The sequence below is a fragment of the Halostagnicola larsenii XH-48 genome (assembly GCF_000517625.1).
Lineage (GTDB): Archaea > Halobacteriota > Halobacteria > Halobacteriales > Natrialbaceae > Halostagnicola > Halostagnicola larsenii.
Genome location: NZ_CP007055.1, coordinates 937275 through 957628 on the forward strand (window position 1 = coordinate 937275; position 20354 = coordinate 957628).

General features: G+C 59.9%; 18 protein-coding genes. 7 read left to right on the top strand and 11 right to left on the bottom strand.

The annotated features are described in order from the left end of the window. Nucleotides 1-198 precede the first annotated feature (198 nt). Nucleotides 199-2187, top strand: a complete 1989-nt coding sequence (locus HALLA_RS04685) for a phospholipase D-like domain-containing protein (protein WP_084568932.1) — start codon at nucleotides 199-201, stop codon at nucleotides 2185-2187. A 210-nt stretch (nucleotides 2188-2397) separates the two neighbouring features. Here the strand turns inward: HALLA_RS04685 and HALLA_RS04690 are convergent, their stop codons facing one another. From HALLA_RS04690 to HALLA_RS04715, 6 genes are all read right to left on the bottom strand, one after another. Next, a complete protein-coding gene (locus tag HALLA_RS04690) occupies nucleotides 2398-2826 on the bottom strand; it encodes a metal-dependent transcriptional regulator (RefSeq protein ID WP_049952291.1) in 429 nt (142 codons plus the stop codon). Between the two features lie 76 nt (nucleotides 2827-2902). Then, nucleotides 2903-3397: a rubrerythrin gene (locus tag HALLA_RS04695; RefSeq protein WP_049952292.1), complete on the bottom strand. Its 495-nt coding sequence runs from the start codon at nucleotides 3395-3397 to the stop codon at nucleotides 2903-2905. Between the two features lie 156 nt (nucleotides 3398-3553). Continuing rightward, complete coding sequence (sufD, locus tag HALLA_RS04700) at nucleotides 3554-4765, bottom strand: Fe-S cluster assembly protein SufD (protein WP_049952293.1); 1212 nt, start codon at nucleotides 4763-4765, stop codon at nucleotides 3554-3556. 14 nt (nucleotides 4766-4779) lie between these two features. Next, a complete protein-coding gene (gene sufB / locus HALLA_RS04705; protein ID WP_049952294.1) occupies nucleotides 4780-6210 on the bottom strand; it encodes a Fe-S cluster assembly protein SufB in 1431 nt (476 codons plus the stop codon). A gap of 61 nt (nucleotides 6211-6271) precedes the next feature. Next, on the bottom strand, nucleotides 6272-7183 hold the full coding sequence (locus HALLA_RS04710; protein WP_049952295.1) for an ABC transporter ATP-binding protein: 912 nt from the start codon (nucleotides 7181-7183) through the stop codon (nucleotides 6272-6274). Between the two features lie 195 nt (nucleotides 7184-7378). Then, nucleotides 7379-10099: a DNA-directed DNA polymerase gene (locus tag HALLA_RS04715; RefSeq protein WP_049952296.1), complete on the bottom strand. Its 2721-nt coding sequence runs from the start codon at nucleotides 10097-10099 to the stop codon at nucleotides 7379-7381. 152 nt (nucleotides 10100-10251) lie between these two features. Between HALLA_RS04715 and HALLA_RS04720 the strand changes: the two genes are divergently transcribed. The 3 genes from HALLA_RS04720 (at nucleotide 10252) to HALLA_RS04730 (ending at nucleotide 11414) form a co-directional block, all read left to right on the top strand. Further along, entirely contained in the window at nucleotides 10252-10434 is a 183-nt protein-coding gene (locus tag HALLA_RS04720; protein WP_049952297.1) for a DUF7331 family protein, read from the top strand. A 100-nt stretch (nucleotides 10435-10534) separates the two neighbouring features. Beyond that, nucleotides 10535-10966, top strand: a complete 432-nt coding sequence (locus HALLA_RS04725) for a DUF7322 domain-containing protein (protein ID WP_049952298.1) — start codon at nucleotides 10535-10537, stop codon at nucleotides 10964-10966. A 10-nt stretch (nucleotides 10967-10976) separates the two neighbouring features. Then, on the top strand, nucleotides 10977-11414 hold the full coding sequence (locus HALLA_RS04730; RefSeq protein WP_049952300.1) for a DUF7346 family protein: 438 nt from the start codon (nucleotides 10977-10979) through the stop codon (nucleotides 11412-11414). A 45-nt stretch (nucleotides 11415-11459) separates the two neighbouring features. On the opposite strand, the gene HALLA_RS04735 is transcribed toward HALLA_RS04730, so the two are convergent. Continuing rightward, a complete protein-coding gene (locus tag HALLA_RS04735) occupies nucleotides 11460-11885 on the bottom strand; it encodes a response regulator transcription factor (RefSeq protein ID WP_049952301.1) in 426 nt (141 codons plus the stop codon). 152 nt (nucleotides 11886-12037) lie between these two features. Continuing rightward, nucleotides 12038-14011 carry a 3-hydroxyacyl-CoA dehydrogenase/enoyl-CoA hydratase family protein gene (locus tag HALLA_RS04740; protein ID WP_049952302.1) on the bottom strand — a complete coding sequence of 658 codons (1974 nt, stop codon included), beginning with the start codon at nucleotides 14009-14011 and terminating at the stop codon, nucleotides 12038-12040. 114 nt (nucleotides 14012-14125) lie between these two features. On the opposite strand from HALLA_RS04740, the gene HALLA_RS04745 reads away from it, so the two are divergent. Further along, nucleotides 14126-15277 carry an acyl-CoA dehydrogenase family protein gene (locus HALLA_RS04745; protein ID WP_049952303.1) on the top strand — a complete coding sequence of 384 codons (1152 nt, stop codon included), beginning with the start codon at nucleotides 14126-14128 and terminating at the stop codon, nucleotides 15275-15277. Nucleotides 15278-15368: 91 nt separating this feature from the next. Here HALLA_RS04745 and HALLA_RS04750 read toward each other — a convergent pair whose 3' ends face one another. The 3 genes from HALLA_RS04750 to HALLA_RS04760 form a co-directional block, all read right to left on the bottom strand. After that, nucleotides 15369-16262 carry a mechanosensitive ion channel family protein gene (locus tag HALLA_RS04750; RefSeq protein WP_242406188.1) on the bottom strand — a complete coding sequence of 298 codons (894 nt, stop codon included), beginning with the start codon at nucleotides 16260-16262 and terminating at the stop codon, nucleotides 15369-15371. Between the two features lie 17 nt (nucleotides 16263-16279). Then, nucleotides 16280-16528 carry a YhbY family RNA-binding protein gene (locus HALLA_RS04755; RefSeq protein WP_049952305.1) on the bottom strand — a complete coding sequence of 83 codons (249 nt, stop codon included), beginning with the start codon at nucleotides 16526-16528 and terminating at the stop codon, nucleotides 16280-16282. Between the two features lie 64 nt (nucleotides 16529-16592). Next, complete coding sequence (locus tag HALLA_RS04760) at nucleotides 16593-16943, bottom strand: ribonuclease P protein component 4 (protein ID WP_049954000.1); 351 nt, start codon at nucleotides 16941-16943, stop codon at nucleotides 16593-16595. A 554-nt stretch (nucleotides 16944-17497) separates the two neighbouring features. On the opposite strand from HALLA_RS04760, the gene HALLA_RS04765 reads away from it, so the two are divergent. Together HALLA_RS04765 and HALLA_RS04770 are read left to right on the top strand one after the other, a co-directional pair. Then, nucleotides 17498-19315 carry an ABC transporter substrate-binding protein gene (locus tag HALLA_RS04765; RefSeq protein ID WP_049952306.1) on the top strand — a complete coding sequence of 606 codons (1818 nt, stop codon included), beginning with the start codon at nucleotides 17498-17500 and terminating at the stop codon, nucleotides 19313-19315. Next, nucleotides 19315-20199, top strand: a complete 885-nt coding sequence (locus tag HALLA_RS04770) for a phosphatase PAP2 family protein (protein WP_049952307.1) — start codon at nucleotides 19315-19317, stop codon at nucleotides 20197-20199. Before HALLA_RS04765 ends, HALLA_RS04770 begins: the two co-directional genes overlap by 1 nt. Nucleotides 20200-20354 lie beyond the last annotated feature (155 nt).

A 20354-nucleotide genomic window follows, 5' to 3' on the forward strand; every position in this document is an offset into this window, starting at 1 on the left:
GATCACACCGATCCACTAGGGGTCGACTCGTTTCGCCCTCGAGCAACGCAGCAGTCCCGACTTCCACGGAGAGCGGTATCACCCACCGCTGAGAGCAGTATCAACCAGTTCAGTGTACTTACACAGCGTTTTATCGACTAGCGAGGGCTGACTTCGGCGTCCGAGAGTTTACATACCGAACCGCGGCCAGACCGAGTGATGCGTGTCCGGGTCCTCCTCGTCGCGGTCCTCGTCTGCGGACTCTTCGCCAGCGGATCGGCCGCCGTTCTCGTGGATACACCCCTGACGGCCGGTGAGCACCGCTCGAGCATCGACGCTGCCGTCGAGCGCTCGAACGGGCTAGCGAGCCCGCCAACATCGACACAACCTTCGCTACGAAGTGATCCTACAGCTTCCGCGCTCGCGTGTCCGGTCGCTGCTCAGTCCGACGGGGTACCTCACGATGTGGCCGAATCCCGCATCGTCGAACTGTACCCGAATCCGACCACACCCGAGAACGCGGGGGAGTTTTTCGTCCTCGAGACGCCGCCGGAGACATCCCTCGAGACCTGGACGGTCACGGACGGCCACACGACCGCGTCGTTCCCGAACGAAACCGTCTCCGGGCGGGCCGCGGTCACGATCGACGCAGACGAGACCGCGGCGCTCACCGACGACGATCCGCTCGAACTCGAGGGCCACCTCAGGCTCGCGACCGACGGGGACAGCCTCGAGATACGAAACGGATCTGAACGGATCGATACAGTTTCATACGACGATGCGCCGGAAGCTGAGCGGTGGTATCGGAGCGATGTGGACGGAGAGTCCGGCAACTCGAGTACGGGAGTGGGGTCGGGACAGTGGTGGCCGCGGGGTGCGACCTGTCTGCCGTCCACGGACGTCACCGCCGAGGACGCCACGGCGTTCGTGCTCCCCGATAGCCCGGAGATTCCCCGAGAGACGATTCGGGACGCTGACGAGCAGCTTTCCCTGGCGGGCTATACGTTCACGTCGGACGCGATCACGTCAGAACTCGTCGCCGCGAGCGAACGCGGCGTCGACGTCGAGGTGCTCATCGAATCCGGACCCGTCGGGGGAGCGCCGGCAGCGACCGAACCGACTCTCGAGGCCCTCGAAGACGGTGGCGTCGACGTTCGAGTGACCGGCGGCGAACACGCGCGGTATCGGTACCACCATCCCAAGTACGCAGTCGCTGACGAGACAGTGTTAGTCACAAGCGAAAACTGGAAGCCCTCGGGTGTCGGGGGCGCTAGTAGCCGAGGATGGGGTATCACTATCGAGAACGCTGCGCTCGCATCCGATCTCGGGACCGTTTTCGACGCCGATTTCGAGGGTCGAGATACCGAGTCAGGAACGAGTTACCTCGAGGACGGCTCGTTCGCCGAGCCGGAGGACCAAGAACGGTCCCCGTCCGAGTTTCCGTCAAATCATCCACCCGAGTCCGTCGAGATCGACAGCGTCGAACTCCTCTTTGCACCCGATAATGCGGAACCGAGGCTCCGCGAACTGCTTGAGGGTGCCGAGGACGAAATCCTCGTCAAGCAGGCGAGCATCGGCGGGCCGGACGTTTCGCTCGTCGAAGAAACGATCGATGCCGCCCGTCGCGGGGTCGACGTCCGCATCCTGCTGGATTCATCGTGGTACGTCGAAGCGGACAACGCCGAACTGAAAGCCGCGCTCGAGCAAACGGCAGCGGACGAGAACCTGCCGCTCGAGGTCGCCCTCGTCGAACCGGAGAACCGGTTCGAGAAGATACACGCAAAGGGCGTGATCATCGACGGCGAGACGACCGTCGTGGGGAGTCTCAACTGGAACGATAATTCGCTGCAGAACAACCGCGAGGTCGTCCTCGCCGTTCACGGCGACGAAGCTGCCGCGTATTACAAAGCCGTCTTCGATGCCGACTGGGAAGGCGGGACGTGGTCGCTTCCGATCGGGCTCGCTCTCGGCGTTGTCCTTGCGCTACTCGTCGCCGCTCTCATCGGTCGACGATACATCTCGTTCGGTGACTCGAGGAGATCCGTGGCCGACAAGGTCAGCGACAGTCAGATCGACTATGACAGCGGTTCGAACGTGATCGATCCAGTCACGCCTGAGAAACGGCCCGACGAGGCGGATCCTCCTGACGCGACTCGATCGGGGCCTCGCGACGGCAATCGGTCACGACGGGGTGAGCGGGATCGATGAAATTCAGCGCGTTCCTCAGGGCGCTCTGGAAACGCCTTGCTCACCGTGATAGGCAATTAGCACGCGAACGGACCTACCAGTGTGGAAACTGCGGTCGTCAGTTCAGACTGGATAGACAGTACTGTCCGGACTGTGGATCGTATCGCATCGAACGGGTTCGGTACGACGAGTTGCTCGAGTAATACCGCGCAAGCACCAACGTGAATATCGTCAGTTCGCCGGCCCGCAAACCTCGAGTAAGCGACAGCAGTCGGCTTCCGGATCGAAGCAGTCGGGACACTGTTCCGGGCGGTCGATAATCGTATCAAGCCTGTCGGCGACCGTGTCGTCGATGACGCTCTCGAGTGCGCGGGCCTCGTCGCGGAACTCGTCGACTTCGAGGACGTTCGCGAGGAACCGCTCGATGATACAGTAGGTCTGGAGTGCCTCGTGGGCCCGGTCGAGGCCCTCGTCCGTGAGGCTCGCACCTTTGTATTTCTCGTGGTCGACGAGGTCCTGGTCTTGAAGTTTCCCAATCATTTCGTTGACGCTCGCCGGGCTTACGCCGAGGAGATCCGCGAGCGTCCCTGTCGAAGCCGGCCCGTCTTCCATCCGCTGCGCGAGATAGATCGCCTTGAGATATTGATCTGCTGTATTCATCGCCAACCCTTCCAGTGGTATCTTGGTCGTCGATCGGTCCGACTCGGCGGCCGTTCGTGACTGGTTCGTACCCCGATCATGCTCGTCGCTCCATAATTTCTGTGACTTCTTCGACGCCCGCTTTTTCCTCCTCGCGGATCTCTCGTAGTGTCTCGAGTACCCGATCCCGATCAACTGCGAACGTCGAATCGGAGGCCTCGATGGCCTCGATGAGGTCGTCGTAGAACTTGTAGGCCGTTTCCTCGTTGCAGAGTTGATCGTACAACACGCCGTCGGTATCCTCGGGTGGACCGTACTGCGCGTCGACTAGCTGATTGATCTCCTCGTATCCGACCGTTTCGGCCTCGAGATCGCCGATCAGTGTTTCGAGCCGATCGCGGTGATCGGCCGACTCGTCTGCTGCTTCTGTAAGTAGCTCCCTGACCTCTTTATCGACCTCCGCGCGCGCTTCTGCGGGGAGTGATTCGAGGTGATGGGCAGCACGCGACTCGACGACCTCCTCTAGGACCACGCCGATCTGGAGGAGGCGGGTCAGTTGGTGGTCGGTCGAGACACGCTGTCCCAGACTCATACACCTCTCTGGGTGGTCGTGTTACTTAACTTCCCGTTTTTCCGGCGATGATGGGTGGCTAATACAGTAGTGTCTCCGACCCGTATCGGTAGAGCATTAAAACAACACCATGGTACGGCGAGCGCGTGACCGAACGCAGAGAAATTGCCGCTCGAGTTAGTTTCGAAGGCGAGTTTTGACGAGTGACTCGAAGTCCTCGCGGAGTTCGTCGACGGCGACTTCCTCGAGAACGGGGACGAAGAAGCCTTCGACGAGCATGTTGCGAGCCGCCTCGGGCGTGATCCCTCGGGATGTCATATACAGGAGGTCTTCCTGATCGACCTGCCCGACGGTCGCGCTGTGGGAGGCTTCGGTGTCGTGGTTGTTGATGATAAGCTTCGGAGAGGCGTCGGCTTCGCTCTCGTCGGAAAGCATGAGCGTGTTCTCTCGCTGGTAGGAACTCGTATCCCAGGCGATGTCGCCGACGTCCTGAACTCCCTCGTAGACCGATCGTGCGACGTCGTCGGTGACTCCGCGGGTGACGAGATCCGCCGTCGTGTGTTCGGCGCGGTGCCAGACCTTGAAGTCCAGATCGAAGTGCTGGTCGTTGTGGCCGTAGAACGCGCCGACGATCTGGGTTTCCGCGCTGTCGCCGTTGAGCTCGGTCGAAACCCCCGTCTTGGTCAGCTTCGATCCGACGTTGCCCTCAATCCAGTTGATCGTGGCGTAGGTGTCGGCGTCGCCGCGTTTGGTGGTGAAGTTGTACGTCTCCTCGGAGAGGTTTTGGAGCGAACCGTACTGCACGTAGCTGTTTTCGGCTGCGGCAACTTCGACGATGCCGCTGTAGTACTGTTCGTCCTCGAGATCAGTACCGGTTGACTGGCGCTCGAGAATCGTCACCGAGGACGATTCTTCGGCGATGACGAGCGTGTAGTTAAACAGCGACCGGGAGTTCATCTCGGTTCGGATCGTCACGTCCTCGGCGTCAACGCCTTCGGGGACGTAGATGACCGTTCCCGTGGAGAAAAGCGCCGTCGAGAGCGCCGTGAGATAGTTCTCCTGGGGATCGACCATGGAACCGAAGTGCTCCTCGAGCAGCGACTCGTGTTCGTCGACGGCCTCGGACCACGAGAGGACTTCAACGTTGTCGGGGCCGACCTGCTCTTTGTCCTCTGCTGTGTTCAGCGGGTCGACGAGCGACTCGAAATCGAGTTCGTAGAGGTTGGTCCAGTTCTGTCCCGGCGTTCGGATCACGTCGGGCATCTCTAGCTCCTCGAGAGCCTCGAGCGCCTCGAGACGGGTCTCTAAGAGCCAGTCGGGCTCGTCTACGTTGGCGCTGATCTCGCGTACCTGTTCTTCGGTCAGATTGGCGTGTACCTGCGTACTCATGTCTGATCTCGGAGTTATCCGAGGCTTCCCTCCATCTCGAGTTCGATCAGGCGGTTCAGTTCGACTGCGTATTCGATCGGGAGCTCTTCGGTGATCGGCTCGATGAAGCCGGCGACGATCATCTTCTTTGCGTCGTCGTCGTCCAACCCGCGGGACTGGAGGTAGAAGATGTCCTCGTCGCCGATCTTCCCGACCGTCGCCTCGTGAGCGACGTCGACCTTCGACTCCTCGATCTCCATGTACGGCATGGTATCGGAGGTGGACTCGTTGTCGAACATCAGGGCGTCACACTCGACTGCCGTACTCGAGTTCTCCGCGCCGTCGGCGATGTGGACGAGTCCGCGGTAGTTGGTGCGGCCGCCGTCCTTGGAGATCGATTTCGATTCGATGGTCGAACTCGTGTTCGGCGCGTTGTGATAGACCTTCGCGCCGGTGTCGATGTTCTGACCCTCGCCGGCGAAGGCGATGGTGATGTGGGTGTCCGTCGCGCCGCGACCCTTGAGGATCGTACACGGGTAGAGCATGGTCGCTTTCGATCCCATGCTGCCCGAAACCCACTCCATCGTGCCGTTTTCCTCGACGATGGCGCGTTTGGTGTTGAGGTTGAACGTGTTCTTCGACCAGTTTTGCACCGTCGAGTACTGCACGTGAGCGTCGTCTTCGACGAAGACTTCGACGCAGCCCGAGTGCAGGTTGTGCGAGCCGTATTTCGGCGCTGAACAGCCCTCGATGTAGTGGACTTCCGAGCCTTCTTCGGCGACGATGAGCGTGTGCTCGAACTGGCCCATTCCTTCCGAGTTCATGCGGAAGTACGCCTGTACAGGCATTTCGACCGTAACGTCCTCGGGGACGTAGACGAACGAGCCGCCGGACCAGACTGCGCCGTGAAGCGCCGCGAATTTGTTGTCGCTCGGAGGCACACAGGTCGTCATGAAGTACTCTTTGACGAGCTCTGGGTGCTCTTTGACGGCGCGGTCCATGTTCATGAAGATCACGCCTTTCTCCTCCCACTGATCTTGCATGTTCTGGTAGACGACCTCGGACTCGTACTGCGCGCCGACGCCCGAGAGCGCGTTCTTCTCGGCCTCCGGAATGCCGAGCTTGTCGAACGTGTCTTTGATCTCGTCGGGAAGCTCCGTCCAGTCGTCGACGCCTTCGCGTTTGTCGACGTCCGGGCGAATGTACGGTACGATCTCTTCGATGTCGAGTTGGGTCAGGTCGGGCTGGCCGGGCCAGTCCGTCGGCATCGGCATCGCGTGATACTGCTTTAGCGCGCGGAGCCGTCGCTCGAGCATCCAGTCCGGTTCGTCTTTGTCATCACTGATCAGTCGAACGACTTCTTCGGTGAGACCTGCGTCGGACTTGACGGCCGAGCGCTCTTCTTTTTTGAACTCGAAGCGCGCTTCGGTGTCGGTTTCTTTGAGGTGATCTTGTTCGGAACTCATGATTTGTATGTATTCGTGTTTACGGCTGTAGCGTTATTACCGTTGTTCTAGCTGGATTCGGTTACGCCGTCTCGTAGACTTCTTCGCGGACCCAGTCGTACCCCTTGTCCTCGAGTTCTGCTGCCAGCGAGGCGTCGCCGCTCTTGACGACTTTGCCGTCGAGCATGATGTGAACCGTGTCGGGTTCGACGTAGTCGAGGATGCGCTGGTAGTGAGTGATCTGGAGGATTCCCGTTCCCTGCTCGTCGCGAAGCGCGTTGATACCTTTGGAGACGTCCTGAAGCCGGTCGATGTCGAGACCGGAGTCGATCTCGTCGAGTACGGCGACCGACGGCTCGAGGATCGCCGCCTGCAGGACCTCGTTTTGTTTCTTCTCGCCGCCGGAGAAGCCGGCGTTGAGATAGCGCTGGGCGAACTGCTCGTCCATGTCCAGTTCCGCCATCTTCTCCGCGAGGATCTCCTGGAACTCGGCGACGCCGATCTCGCCGTCGTCGGCGGGGCCTTCCATCGGCGAGGATTCGAATCCGGCGTCTTCGTCCTCGGCCTCGTCTTCGTCCTCTCCTTCCTCGAAGAGTTCTTCGCGCTCCTCGAGTTTCGCGTTGAGCGCCGTCCGGAGGAAGTTCGTCATCGTGACGCCTTCGATCTCGGCCGGGTACTGGAACGCGAGGAAGATACCGAGCGCCGCGCGCTCGTTGGGCTCGAGATCGAGGATGTTCCACGTGCGTTTGTCCTCGGGAATCTCGAGTTCGTCACCGAACTCGCCTTCGTCGAGGTGGACGAGGACCTCGCCCTCCGTGACCTCGTAGGCGGGGTGTCCGGCGATGACCTTCGCGGTCGTCGATTTCCCCGAGCCGTTCGGTCCCATCAGTGCGTGGATCTCGCCCGACTCGACCTCGAGGTCGACGCCGCGCAGGATCTGTTCGTCGCCTTCTGCCACTTCTGCATGCAGATTTCGGAGCTCTAAGCGTGCCATAGTACGAATACCTCTGTCGTTCGAACGATGGGTCGTGTGAGTGATAAGGGTTTGGTATCTAATTGGATACGGTTCCGATTTCGGAAGATAATTTTTTGAAAGAGAAAGCAGTTGGTGCGGTGACGAGCGTTCGGAGCGGTCACCGAACGGAGACAGACGACGCCGTCGCACGGACCACAGAACGACCGATGAAAATCACATGAAGCTGTCGAGGCCGGTTTGCTCCTGCCCGGATTTGACCTCCTCCCACGAGACGTCAAGCGCCTCGAGAATCCGTTCGATCGGGCCTTTGAGAGTCTTCTCGAGCATCGTATCGTAGTCGACCTCGAACTCGGGCGGGATCTGGTCGTCGTACTCGAAGCAGATGACGTCCGGGTCGCGCTTGAACGCGCCGTAGAGGGGATCGCGCCGGGCGTCGAACTCGTCTGCCTCCTCGAGTCGACGGAAGAACGACGGATCGACCCGGTCGAGGTACAGCCGTTTGGGCTTGCTTCCGCGGTCGAAGTTGGTTCCCAGCAGGAGGTTCGCGTACTTCGCGCCGCGGACCTGTGCGGTGTCGGTGTCGTAGTTGTCGAGTCGCTTTCCGATCCCGCCCGGAATGGCGATCTCTTCGTAGCTAACGTTCCCGGACTCGAAGTCCTCGATGATCCCGTTGACGTACTCTTTGACGCCCTCGATATCGCCTTCTCGGACGATCATTTCGATAACCTGATGTTGGACCTCCTTCGTGATCGGCGCGATATCGGAGCGCTTGTACTCGAAGCCGGTGATGTCGATGTCGTCGACGTCCTTTCCTTCCTTCCAGATGATATGACCCGCGTAGCGTTTCTTCGTTCCCGCCTGAAAGAAGCGCCGGTAGAGCTTCTCGAACTCGATCTGGAAGCGGTGGGATTCCGCGCTTAGTTCTTCGCGCGCGAAGTCGTCGTACCGATCGTTGACGTAGTCTTCGATGTCGAACGACTGCTCGAGCGCTTCTTCTTTCGAAACGTCGGGGCCGAGTTCCAACATGACGGAATCCGTGTCTCCGTAGGCGACAGAGTGATCCAGTTCGCTCGCTGCGGTTTCGGTGAACTCGATAACCTCCCGCCCTGTCGCGGTTATCGCGGATGCTGCGTCCTTATCGTAGAGGCGGAACCGCTCCCACCCCGACACGCCGTAGAGGCTGTTCATGATGACCTTCACAGCTCCTTGCTGGCGGTCGTACTGTTCGTATTCTCGGCTGCCGGGTTCGTACTCGTTTCGGAGCGACTTCTTTTCCTCTCGCTCTGCGAGTAGTTCGTTGATCATCTCCCGCATGACGCCGTCGGGTTTCTTCCGGAAATGTGTCCCCGAGGGTGCGACGTGGGTCTCGCCGTCGTAGGTTTCGGGGTCGACTTTCGTCTCCGGCGAGGCGTTGATCGTCACCATACACATCGGATACAGGCTCTTTAAGTCGAGGACGGTGACGTTCTCTCGAACGCCTGTGATCGGCTCGAAGACGGCTCCGCCCTCGTATTCCTCGTCGGCTTCCTGCTGGCCCTTCGATGGAAGCGCGAACTGGCCGTGGGCCTGGTGGAGGACGTACATGTCGACCGTGTCGCCGGGCGTCGGGGCGTCCTCGAGTTTGCAGCCGACGAACGAGCGCACTTCGTCCCAGAAGGCGATGATCTCCTGCTGGCGATCGAGTTCGACGCAGAGTTCGACATCCCGGAGGTTGTACTCGAGCAGGCGCGTCGGATCGTCCTCCCAGAGGTCGCCGATCGATCCGGCGTAGCGTTCCTTGCCGACGCCGAGTTCGGCCTCGCCGACGGCGTCGAGTCTGTACGAATCGAGCTCCGAGAAGACCATTCGCTGATAGGCATAGAGCAGGTCGAAGACGACACGACCTTTCACGTCGGGGCCGCCCCAGCCGCTTCGCCAGACCTCGTCGACGCGCGAGAGGCGATCCGGGTTCAGGTCGTAATCATGATGTGGCCCCTCGAGTACCTCGAGGCGGTCCAGAAAGTACGGACAGTCGAAGTCCTCGAAGTTCCAGCCCGTGAGGATGTCCGGGTCGGTGTCGTCGATGTACGTGAGAAACGCCTCGAGCATCGCCTCCTCGTCCGAAAACGCGCGGACCTCGTGTTCGATACCGCCTTCGATCGGCTCGTACTCATCGATTTCGGCCGGGATCGAACCGTCTCCCTCGGGGGCCTCGTAGAGCCACATGACGTACTCGTCGCGGTAGGAATCGTGGCTCGTGAGACAGACGATCGGTTCTTCGCCGTCCTCGGGGAACCCGGCCCGGTCGTTGACCTCGATGTCGAACGTACAGACGCGCGGATCGGCGTCGACGTCGGCCGCGGCCACTTCGTCGTGGGGGACGACGAGCGTATCGTCGTCGCCACGGCGCTCGGTTACGGTGATTCCGCTGCGAATGTCCTTATCGATGAGAAATCGGTTCGGGAACAGGACGTCGGCCTCGAAGTGCTCGAACTCGTCTCTGACTTTCCCGACGTCTCGAGGCGTCTGGCCGAAAATCTTCGTCAGTTTCTCGCCGCGAATGCTTTCGTAGGGCTCGCCGTCTTCGTCGGTCTCTTCGTGGCCCGTCAGTCGGTCGTACTCGTCTTCAGGTGGTTGATCGAGCGAGTCCGTGGGCGCGTAGAAGTACGGCCGAAACCCGAGCACGCGGACGTGCTCGAGCGTTCCTTCGGGTGTGCGACCGAAGACGTTCATAATCACCCGCTCGTCGTCGCCGTAGCCGTCGATGGTGTAATCGACCTGCATCACGGCGAGTTCGAGTTCGCCCGTGGCCTCCGGTAGCGTCTCCTCGACGACGTCGACGACCTCTGTGCGCTCAGTCCCACCGTTTCCGGCGACGGCGATCGCCTCCTCGTCCGGCCGCCCGTCGGACCCGGAGGAAAACGAGTCGAGTCCGGTCTGTCCCGCGTCGGTCATTGCCGCTGATTTTGGAGGCGTCGGATAAAAACCCCCGCATACCGTCCGTCGACCGGTTCGAATTGTCTTCTTCTCCTCGCGCGTGTGTCGTCGAACGTGATATTGCTGAGGCAATAAGACATATAACTTGGTAACACATAGCACAGGCTACGGTGATCGAAGTGTCCACTCGAGCGACCGACGATACGACGGCCGACGAACCGCGTAGTGAACTGGCGGGCACCGAAACGATCGAATCGTACGAAATCGACGACGGCGTCGTCTTCTATGACGCCGAGAACCCCCTCGCCTGGGTCGAAACGTCCCAGACGCTCCCGCTCAAAGAGTTCGTTTGACCGGACGAAAAGAGCATTCATTCCCCACCAACAGATACGTGACTACGAGTGGGACGGACGAACGCGAATCCTTTTGCCCCTCCTGTCCGTCCCAACTCGTGTGGTAAAGCGATCCGAGCCAGAGCCGGACGAATACGATCTAAACACGGACTACGGTCCGGACGCAGAATACGATCCGGAAGCGGAGTTCGAAGACCCCGAGAGCGACTCGATCACGATTCCGGACGTCATACCAGAAGAGCCGGAGGTATCGACGACCGCGCCGCCGGAGATTTCGATTCCGGAAATCACGGTCGAGGAAACCGACGTCCCGGAACCAATTCTCCAGCACTTCTGGTTGATCGTAATCGCTCTCAACGCCGCGCTCCTCGCGCTTTCGCTCGGATCGATGATGATTCTCTTTCGAGGGATGCTATCGACTGGTGGCGCGCTCGCCGTCGGTGGCGTCGTCCTCTCCGGACTCGCGTTCCGTCGATACAGAACCCTCCAGTCGCTGGAAATCGATGATTCGACGCCGACTTCCGACTCCTAATCACTACACCATGAAAACCGTACGTGCCGACGACGGAACGGACTACGTTCTCTTGAAACGATCGGACGACGCGAGCCTCGTCCGCGATCCGACGACCGGTAACGAGTGTTACGTTCGAAACGACCGACTCGAGACCGTCGACCGATCACCGCTCGAGACGGCCGCGGGCGCCGTCTCCGAACCCGTTCGGACGCTCGTGACGAACGTCCACGACGAGAAGACGCTCGGTTTGCTCTTCGAACTGGTCGAACGCGGCCCGACCGACGTTCGGACGCTCCTCGACGTCACCGATCTCTGTGAGAGCGACCTGCACGGAACGCTCACCGTGCTCACGGCGGCCGGCTTGCTCGAAGAAACGACCGTCGCTGACGAACGAGGGTACCGCGTTACCGAAGACGGAACGGTCGCACTCGAGTGGATCAGCGTCGAGAATCAGCCGGATTCCTGATGGACGGTTCTCACACCCGTCAAACCGCTCGAGGTGTGCTGCCTGCTAGTTGACCGTCGGGTCGACGGGCTCCGTTTCCCGTTTGTCCGCTCGATCTATGATCTGACTCGTCACGCGGTCGATCTTTTCGATGAGTTGTGCTTTCGAGATTGGCTTGACGAGATAGTCGTCGAAGTGCGCCTCGACGGGTTCGCTCGAGGGATCGATCGCGGAGACGATAATCACCGCACAGTCGTAGCCACTGGCTCTGAGTAATGAAAGTACTTCGTCGCCGGAGAGACCCGGCATGCGACGATCGAGGAGGATCACATCGATAGCGTCGCTGACGACCTCGAGAGCCTGCTCGCCGCCGTAGGCGGTCGTTACCGCCCAGCCCGGTTCCAGCCAGGCTGCGAACAAATCTGCGAGTCGAGGATCGTCATCTACGACGAGCACGTCAACGTTCGGTTCTTCCGTATTCCCCTGTCCCATCATCGAGCACACCCACGGATCACCAATGGTGCTTCCCTGTCATAAAGCTCGTGACCACATATAAGATATTCTTCATTTTCGCTGTCGAACTGCGGAGAACTGCCACGCGGGAAAAACGGATGCGCCGGTTCGACACTGACGGTGAACGCCGACTACTGTCCTTCGAACTCGGCGTCGCCGTCGCCCATGAACGCCGTAATTCCTTCCATCAGGTCGTCCGTGCCCATGAGTTGTCCGAACGCGGCGGCTTCGTACTCGAGGCCGGCGTTGGTGTCGTTTCGCCCGGCGAGCATCGCGCGTTTGGTGTACTTGGCTGCGATCGGCGGACCGCCGGCGAGACTCGCCGCGAGTTCGAACGCGCGGTCCTCGAGGTCGTCGCTCTCGCACACTTCGTTGACGAAGCCGTACGATTCCATCGTTTCAGCGTCGTATCGATCCGCGGTGAGGATGATCTCCTTGGCCCGTCCCTCGCCGACGATGTTCGGCAATCGCTGGGTCCCGCCCCAGCCGGGGATGAGTCCGAGGTCGAGTTCGGGTTGCCCGAACTCCGAGCGCTCGCTGGCGACGCGCAGATCCGCACAGGTCGCAAGTTCCATGCCGCCGCCGAGACAGTAGCCATCGATGCCGGCGACGACGGGAAGGTCGCTCGACTCGAGGGCTCCGAACGTGGACTGGCCTTTCTTCGAGAGTTCGGTCCCGTGGAGCGGGTCCGCGCCGCCGGCGGCCATGCTCTGGATGTCCGCCCCCGCGGAGAACGCCTTTTCGCCCTCGCCGGTGACGAGAATCGCACGGATATCATCGTCGTCCTCGAGCAGTTCGACCGCGTCGACAACCTCCTCGAGCAGTTGTTCGCTGACGGTGTTCATCCGGTGGGGCCGGTCGAGGACGATGTGGCCGACCATCTCGCCGGGGTATTCGACCCGGATCGCCTCGAAGTCGACGCCGTCGTCGCCGTCGGCCGGGTCGTAGAAGGTGCCAACCTCGGCTCGTTCTCGCAGGTACGGCGCTGGCTCGTAGCGAGCGTGACCCGTTTCCTCGGCGGCCGCCTCGAGCGTCTCGAGGGCCGCCTCGAGGCCGAACCCGTCGACGACAGTGACGGGGCCGTCCGGGAAGCCGGCTCCGAGCATGACCGCCTCGTCGATCGATTCGGGCGGTGCCACGTCGTCCCCGATCAGCTTCGCGATTTCGTTGGCCATCGAGGCGATCAGTCGCCGCTTGACCAAGTCGGACTGTTCGTCGGTCGGGATATCGACGCCGTCGCCGTCCTCGTAGTCGTAGAATCCCTTGCCGGTCTTCTTGCCTAACTCCTCGTTCTCGACTTTCTCCTCGAGCAGCGGTGCCGGCTCGTAGGCGTCGCCCAGTACCTCGTGCATGTACTTGAGGACGTGGTAACTGACGTCGTTTCCGACCTGATCGCCGAGTTCGAAACTCCCCATCGGCAGCCCCATGTCGAATTTCGTCGTCGAGTCGACTTCGGCGATGGTCGCCTCGCCGTTGCTGACGAGCCACGACGCTTCGTTCATCAGCGGGACGAGAATCCGGTTGACGATGAAGCCCGGCGCGTCTTTGTGTACGCGCACGGGCGACTTCCCGAAGTCCTCGGCCAGCGCTTCGGTGACCTCGAGCACCGATTCGTCGGTGTGTTCGCCGGTAATGACCTCGACCAGCGGCATGCGGACCGGCGGATTGAAAAAGTGCATTCCACAGAAACGCTCCGGTCGGTCGGTGACTTCCGAGAGTTCGGTGATCGAGAGACTCGAGGTGTTCGTCGCGAAGATCGCTTCGTCCGGAGCGACCGCCTCGAGATCCCCGTAGACGTCCTTTTTGATCTCCATCTTCTCGGGAACCGCTTCAATGACGATATCGGCGTCACCGACTGCTTCGCCCATATCGACAAGCGGTGTTACTCGTTCGAGGGCCGCGTCCGCTTCGTCCTGCGTGAGTTGGTCGTTCTCCGCGAGTTTGTTCAGCGACCACTCGATCTGCTCGTAACCGTTCTGGACGAACTCCTCGTTGATGTCGCGCATGGTGACATCGTAGCCAGCCATCGCGGCAACTTCCGCGATTCCGTGGCCCATGTTACCCGCACCAAGAACTGCGACGGTGTTGATATCTTCGATATCCATAGTGGATTGTCAATCCGTACCGGTTTCAACGTTTCCCTCTCAGAGAAAAGAAACACCATTTGAGTTTACAGGCGGTTACAAAGTTCTTTATCGTTCACGTAGAAAGGGGATAATATGGAGTTTGGGTTATCAGACGAACAACAGCAAATCCGCGAAGAGGTCACCCGGTTCGCAGAGAACGAGATCGTTCCGGTCGCCGAGGAGTACGACGTCGAAGAGAAATACCCGCACGACGTCGTCGACAAGGCCGCCGAAATGGGATTGACGGGCTCGTACATCCCGATGGAGTACGGCGGGGCGGGCTACTCGATTCTCGACACCGCGATCATCACCGAGGAACTGTTCTCCTACGACCCCGGTATCGCTCTCTCGATCGTTTCAACATCGTTCGGCTGTGAGGCCATCATGAACTTCGGGACCGAAGACCAGAAAGAACGCTTCTTAGAGCCCGTCGCGCTGGGCGAGAAGATTTCGGGCGCTGCGATCTCCGAGCCCGACACCGGTTCCGACGTTTCCTCCGTTTCGACGCGAGCCGAGAAGGACGGCGACGAGTGGGTCATCAACGGCAACAAGATGTGGATCACCAACGGGACCGTCGGCGACTTCTTCGTCGTGCTCTGTAAGACGAACCCCGATGCCGAAGGTCGGTACAACGGCTTCAGCCAGATCATCGTCGAGTCCGACCGAGACGGCTTTCAGGCCGACAAGATCACCGGCAAACTGGGGATCCGCGCGTCGGATACCGCCGAACTCGTCTTCGACGACGTCCGCGTCCCCGAGGAGAACCTGGTCGGGACCAAAGACGCCGCGTTCATGCAACAGATGCAGTTCTTCGACGAAACCCGAACCGCGGTCGCCGCACAGGGCGTCGGGATCGCGAAAGGTGCGACTCGAGCGGCCCTCGAGTACGCTCAGGACCGCGAACAGTTCGGTAAATCGATCTCGGAATTCCAGGCGATCCAGCACAAACTGGCGGAGATGGCGACGAACACCGAAGCCGCTCGGAACCTGACCTACAAGTCCGCCTGGAACGTCGATCAGGGCGGCGACGTCACGAAACTCGCGTCGATGGCAAAGGAGTACGCCTCCCGCGTCGCCGTCGAGGTCGCAGACGAAGCCGTCCAGATCCACGGCGGTGCCGGCTACGTCAACGACTTCCCGGTCGAACGGTTCTACCGGGACGCGAAGATCACCCAGATCTACGAGGGAACCTCCGAAATTCAGAAGAACGTCATCGCCCGCGAACTGCTCGGAAAAGGATTCTAATCTAACCCGAACCACTACGTCTTCGATTTTCCTCGAGTCTCGAGGCGCGGCGTTCTCACACCGCTGTTTTCTCCCCTACTATTCGGTCGGATTACTCGGCCGGTTCGACGATCTGTTTCTCGTTTCCAAGTTCGAGGCCGCCCTCGAGCGTGCGGACCGGGTACGGAATGTCGACTCCCTCCTCGTCGAAACGTTGTTTGACGCTGGTCACGTACTCACCGCGAATACGGACGAAATCGGCCCGTCCGGGATCTGCGATCCAGATCCGAGACTGGAGACCGACGTCGGAACTCCCGAGTTCGGTGAGACGAACCGACGGAGCCGGATCGTCCAGAATGTCGGGGTGGTTTCTCGCTTCGTCGACGATGATTTCGCTCGCCTGCTCGATATCGTCGTCGTAGCCGATGCCGAAGACGAACTTCAAGCGGAGTTTGTCGCTCTCGACCGGATTCTTCAAAACGCCGTTCGTGAGCTCGGAGTTCGGCACCGTCAGCAACTCGTTGTCGAAGGTTCGAACGCGAGTGACTCGCAGGCTAATGTCCTCGACGGTTCCGGCGTAGTCGTCCCACTCGATCCAGTCGCCGATTTTGAACGGTTTGTCCGTGTAAATGAAGACTCCGGAGACGAAGTTCGAGATGACGTTCTGGGCCGCAAGACCGATCGCGAGCGTACCGGCGGCGGCGATACCGGCCATTGAGACGAGGAAGTTTCCGTACCCGCCAAAGCCGAATGCGATCGCAATAGCCACGAAGATGATGCCGAACTGTGTGATCAACGTCAGTGGTTTTCGTGCGTGGGCGTCGAGGTCCCGCCGAGTCATCGCCCGGTTGACGAGCGGCACGACGACGGCCCGGCCAACGAAGTAGACGGCCAGAAACGCGATGACAAACCGAATCACGCCAGCCGCACTGTTTGCGATTTCCGTCGAAATGCCCGCGTCTTCCAATCTCGCGCCGATCGGGCTGGCTGCGGGCACTGTCTGCATGGCTGTCGACGCCCAGGTCATCGGTACATTACTGCCGTGTGACCACGCGTATCGAAGACCGTTGCGTTCACCCGGTCGGCTAGATCCGCTGCCTGTTCTTCCGTCGTACTTCCCGCTCGAGCGGCACGGAGAAATTTGACTTTTACGAGCTCACGATCTGCGAGTTGATCGTTGAGTTCGTCGACGACCGCGTCGACGCCGCTCTTTCCGACCCACACGGTGACGTCGAGGTCGTGTGCTTTTCGTTTCCGCTCCTTTTTGTCCATAACACCGCTAACCGTCCGATCGGTTTCAATCTTCGTGAACGGAATCGTCCGTCTCGAACCGGTTTCATGAACGCGATCGGTCTGCAGTTTCGGACTCGTTCTCGTCGGCACTGCCTTCGTCCTCCGTATCGCCGGCACCGTTATCGTACGGATAACGGGCGTGGGAACCACAGTCACACGTTATCACGACGTGCCCGTCTTGCAATCGGACGCGGGCGTTCGTTCCTGGGCGCAAGTACCGATCACAGCGGTCGCACGTGAACCGTCGAAACGTCCGTGGGAGTCGTAACCGATTTCGCTCGGCGACTCTCCGGGCGAGCCTGACGTACTCACGAGCACGTTCGTCATCTGAGTCCGAGGCGGCCGCTCGAGCGAGCTCGTGCAACCGCTCGATGCGCTCGGCGGCGACACTCATCACCCACATTTTCGTCGGCCACCCTATTGATGTTGCGCTCTCGCTCGGTTTGCTCGAGCGATCGCCCGCGAATGCGCTATGTTTCCAGTTGTCACGTTCCGTCGTATCACTCTCTCAGGAATTTCGACGAGTTTTAGACGGGTCACATCGTTTCGGTGAACTGTGTCTTCAATGGTCTCCTCCAGACCCCCTTCCACAGCCCCAAACACGCCGGTCCCCTCCTCGTCGGGGACACGTGCTGGGCAACAACGTGTTTTGACTTCACCGCCCGAGTATTCGTTCTTGGCTTCGCGTACTGGACCGAACCAGGGCGGACAACTGGAACAGCCACTTCGATGCGAGAGCGTTGCCTCGTTTTGTCCTACTACGGATATCTGTATGCTCGAACGGAGGGCACAATATTGTTATATATCGAACGCATATCGGAGTAATAGAACGCAATGACAGGAAGTTCGGCTGGTCCCCCCGAACGGTTTAGTCGTCGGTCGGTTCTCGCCGCCGGAACGGCAGGTCTCGTTGCAAGTACGGCTGGATGTGTAAATCAGTTCCAGAGCATGGTCAACAGTACCACCAACACCAACGAGGACGATTCCTCCCTTCGAATCACTACCGTCCCCTCCGACAACGATCGACAGGCGATTCAGATCGTTCGCAAACTCGAGGCGAATCTCGAGGCGTTGGACTTCGACGTCTCGTTGGATATGCGCTCGACGACCGAGTTTCAACAGACAGTCCTCGTCGAACAGGATTTCGATATGTACGTCGGTACGTACCCGACGGGCCCCGATCCGGATTTCCTCTATGAGATGTTGCACTCGTCGTTCGCAACTGAGGAGGGCTGGCAAAACCCGTTCGGGCTCACGGATTTCGATATCGATCCGCTGCTCGTAAGCCAACGACAAGCGACTCCCTCCGAGCGCGACGAGGAAGTCAAGAAACTCCTCGTCGAGATTGCAAAGAAAATGCCGTTCGTGCCGATCTGTGCCCCCAACGGTAGCCGCGCTGTCGGAGAAGAGATGCGCGATCTCTGGAGTCGGTATCACCCACACTCACGACTGGCGTACTTCGGTGACGAGGAAACGCCCGAAACGCTCACGTCGATCATCATGAGTTCGCAGCCGACTCGGAACCTCAACCCGTTTTCGACGGAACACCGGAATCACGGCACGTACATCGATCTCCTCTATGATTCGCTGGCGACCGACGCCGCGCTGGTCGACGACGATGGCGACTTAGAGCGGCTAGGGAACGACCTCGAGAACGACCTCATCCCCTGGCTCGCAACGTCGGTGGACGTCGGAGAGAACGAAATGACGGTGACACTTCGAGAGGACGTGCAGTTTCACGACGGGGTTGAACTCACGGCCGACGACGTTCAATTCACCTACGAGTTCATCGCCGACACGTCGATGGGAATGGCCGGATCGGGGGGCGAGGATGTTACCCTCCCGGCAACGAACTACCGTCGGCACGCCTCGACTGTCGAGTCCGTTACGGTAATAGACGACTATGAACTCACTATCGCGTTCGAGACGAATCAGGCGGTTGCCGAGCAAGCACTGCTTGTCCCGATTCTCCCCAGACACGTCTGGGGACGCGGCCGAGAGAACCGTGACGAAGGGACGAATCAGCAGGGTGCTCTCGAGGAACTGGACGAAAGCGATATTCCGTCCCAGCAGGGTCGATGGAGCCTGCTCGGAGCGGACGACGAGGATCTCATCGTCGGTAGCGGTCCCTACGAGTACGCCAGTAGCATTGAACGTGATTCGTTCACATTCGAGCGGTTCGACGATCACTTCACGGCCGACAACGGCGATATCGATTTGCCTGAAGTGGCCCCCGAAACACTCGAGTTCTTGAACGATACGAGTAGTGCGTCAGCGGTCCAGCAGGTCGAAGGCGGTGTGGTGGACATGACGACCTCGCGAATCGAACCCCACGTCATCGAGGAACTCACCGCAGATGATAGCGACGACATCCTCAGCGATCACCAATCGTGGTCGTTCTATCACATCGGGTTTAACGACGGGGTATACCCGTGTTCGGAACCGGCCTTCCGACACGCGGTTGCACGGGTGATTGACCGAGAGTGGATCGTCGACACGATATTCTCGGGACACGCCGATCCCATCTGGACGCCCGTGACCGATCACCCACTGAGCGACGAGGAACTCGAGCGAGAAGCGAGCGAGTGGATGTCACAGCGAGGAATCGAACTCGACGGTAACGGGCCGGACGAGATCCAGCCTTTCGCGCCCTTCTGTCAGTTAGACCCGACTCAACCGGGCAGAGTCGACCTCGATGAGGCGCGTCGAGCGTTCGAGTCGGCTGGATTCCAGTACGACGAAGACGGGAATCTCGTAGAGTACTAATGTTACAGGAGGTCCTGACCGAAGTCGCAATCGTCGTGACCGTTATGCTCGCGATCGCGATTCCCCTGTTCATCGGGTTCGGTCGCATTCAACAGACGTGGACGGAGTTGCGCTCTCGAATTCGAACGTCCCTGCCTGTCATCGGTCTGGTGGTCGTCGTCCTGTTGCTCAACCGGTATGGTCGCCAGACGTTGACGTCGCTGTCAAGAGACTACGGATGGGACATGACCTCGACGTTCTACGAAATCGAGGGGGAACTCATCATCTGGTTCCAGTCGTACGACTACACGCCGTTGATCCGATTTTTCTCGTTTATTTACATCTACGCCTACGTTTTCCTCCTGGTGTTTCCGGTGCTCGCGTACTTTGCACTCTCTGATAACCGCCCGTTCCGGCAGTTGCTCACGGCCTACGCGCTCAATTATAGCATCGGCATCGTTATTTACTTCCTCGTCATCGCGTTCGGGCCGCGAAACGTGATGCCGGAAATGTTCGACACCGTCCTCTATGACTTCCAACCCCGATATCAACACCTCACGCGGGAGGTCAACGATTACCGAAACGTCTTCCCGTCGCTGCACACCTCCATGGCGGTAACCGTCGGCCTGTTCGCCGTGCGGACTCGAGACGAGTACCCAAAATGGGTACCGGTCGCCCTCTTTCTCGCAATCTGCGTTCCCGTGTCGACGATGTATCTCGGTATACACTGGGCGATCGACGTCGTGGCGGGGACCATCCTCGCGATCTTCTGTGTCAGCACGGCGGTGCTCGTGGTCAACCGCTGGGAACTCTGGAAACGGTGTTCGGAGCACTTGCCGACGCTCGAGGAGCTCCACGGATGGCTCGCTGAGGCGTGGTCGACGATCAGAAGGGCCGTCCGATAACGACCGAGCGAATCGTTCTCAACTGGACAGGTACGGCCGCTGCTGGTCGTGAGTGCTGTGAACGCTCGAATTTCACGGACGATAGCGGCGGCTTTCGGTAGCCAGCAGGAGAGCCACCTTCACGAGACGAACGTATCAAAAAACCGCTGTCGTAC

Excerpts from the sequence above, each read along its gene's own strand:
- HALLA_RS04685 (WP_084568932.1), top strand. The coding sequence starts at position 199 with ATGCGTGTCCGGGTCCTCCTCGTCGCGGTCCTCGTCTGCGGACTCTTC.
- HALLA_RS04690 (WP_049952291.1), bottom strand. The coding sequence starts at position 2,826 with ATGAATACAGCAGATCAATATCTCAAGGCGATCTATCTCGCGCAGCGG.
- HALLA_RS04695 (WP_049952292.1), bottom strand. The coding sequence starts at position 3,397 with ATGAGTCTGGGACAGCGTGTCTCGACCGACCACCAACTGACCCGCCTC.
- sufD (WP_049952293.1), bottom strand. The coding sequence starts at position 4,765 with ATGAGTACGCAGGTACACGCCAATCTGACCGAAGAACAGGTACGCGAG.
- sufB (WP_049952294.1), bottom strand. The coding sequence starts at position 6,210 with ATGAGTTCCGAACAAGATCACCTCAAAGAAACCGACACCGAAGCGCGC.
- HALLA_RS04710 (WP_049952295.1), bottom strand. The coding sequence starts at position 7,183 with ATGGCACGCTTAGAGCTCCGAAATCTGCATGCAGAAGTGGCAGAAGGC.
- HALLA_RS04715 (WP_049952296.1), bottom strand. The coding sequence starts at position 10,099 with ATGACCGACGCGGGACAGACCGGACTCGACTCGTTTTCCTCCGGGTCC.
- HALLA_RS04730 (WP_049952300.1), top strand. The coding sequence starts at position 10,977 with ATGAAAACCGTACGTGCCGACGACGGAACGGACTACGTTCTCTTGAAA.
- HALLA_RS04735 (WP_049952301.1), bottom strand. The coding sequence starts at position 11,885 with ATGGGACAGGGGAATACGGAAGAACCGAACGTTGACGTGCTCGTCGTA.
- HALLA_RS04740 (WP_049952302.1), bottom strand. The coding sequence starts at position 14,011 with ATGGATATCGAAGATATCAACACCGTCGCAGTTCTTGGTGCGGGTAAC.
- HALLA_RS04745 (WP_049952303.1), top strand. The coding sequence starts at position 14,126 with ATGGAGTTTGGGTTATCAGACGAACAACAGCAAATCCGCGAAGAGGTC.
- HALLA_RS04750 (WP_242406188.1), bottom strand. The coding sequence starts at position 16,262 with ATGCAGACAGTGCCCGCAGCCAGCCCGATCGGCGCGAGATTGGAAGAC.
- HALLA_RS04755 (WP_049952305.1), bottom strand. The coding sequence starts at position 16,528 with ATGGACAAAAAGGAGCGGAAACGAAAAGCACACGACCTCGACGTCACC.
- HALLA_RS04760 (WP_049954000.1), bottom strand. The coding sequence starts at position 16,943 with ATGAGTGTCGCCGCCGAGCGCATCGAGCGGTTGCACGAGCTCGCTCGA.
- HALLA_RS04765 (WP_049952306.1), top strand. The coding sequence starts at position 17,498 with ATGGTCAACAGTACCACCAACACCAACGAGGACGATTCCTCCCTTCGA.
- HALLA_RS04770 (WP_049952307.1), top strand. The coding sequence starts at position 19,315 with ATGTTACAGGAGGTCCTGACCGAAGTCGCAATCGTCGTGACCGTTATG.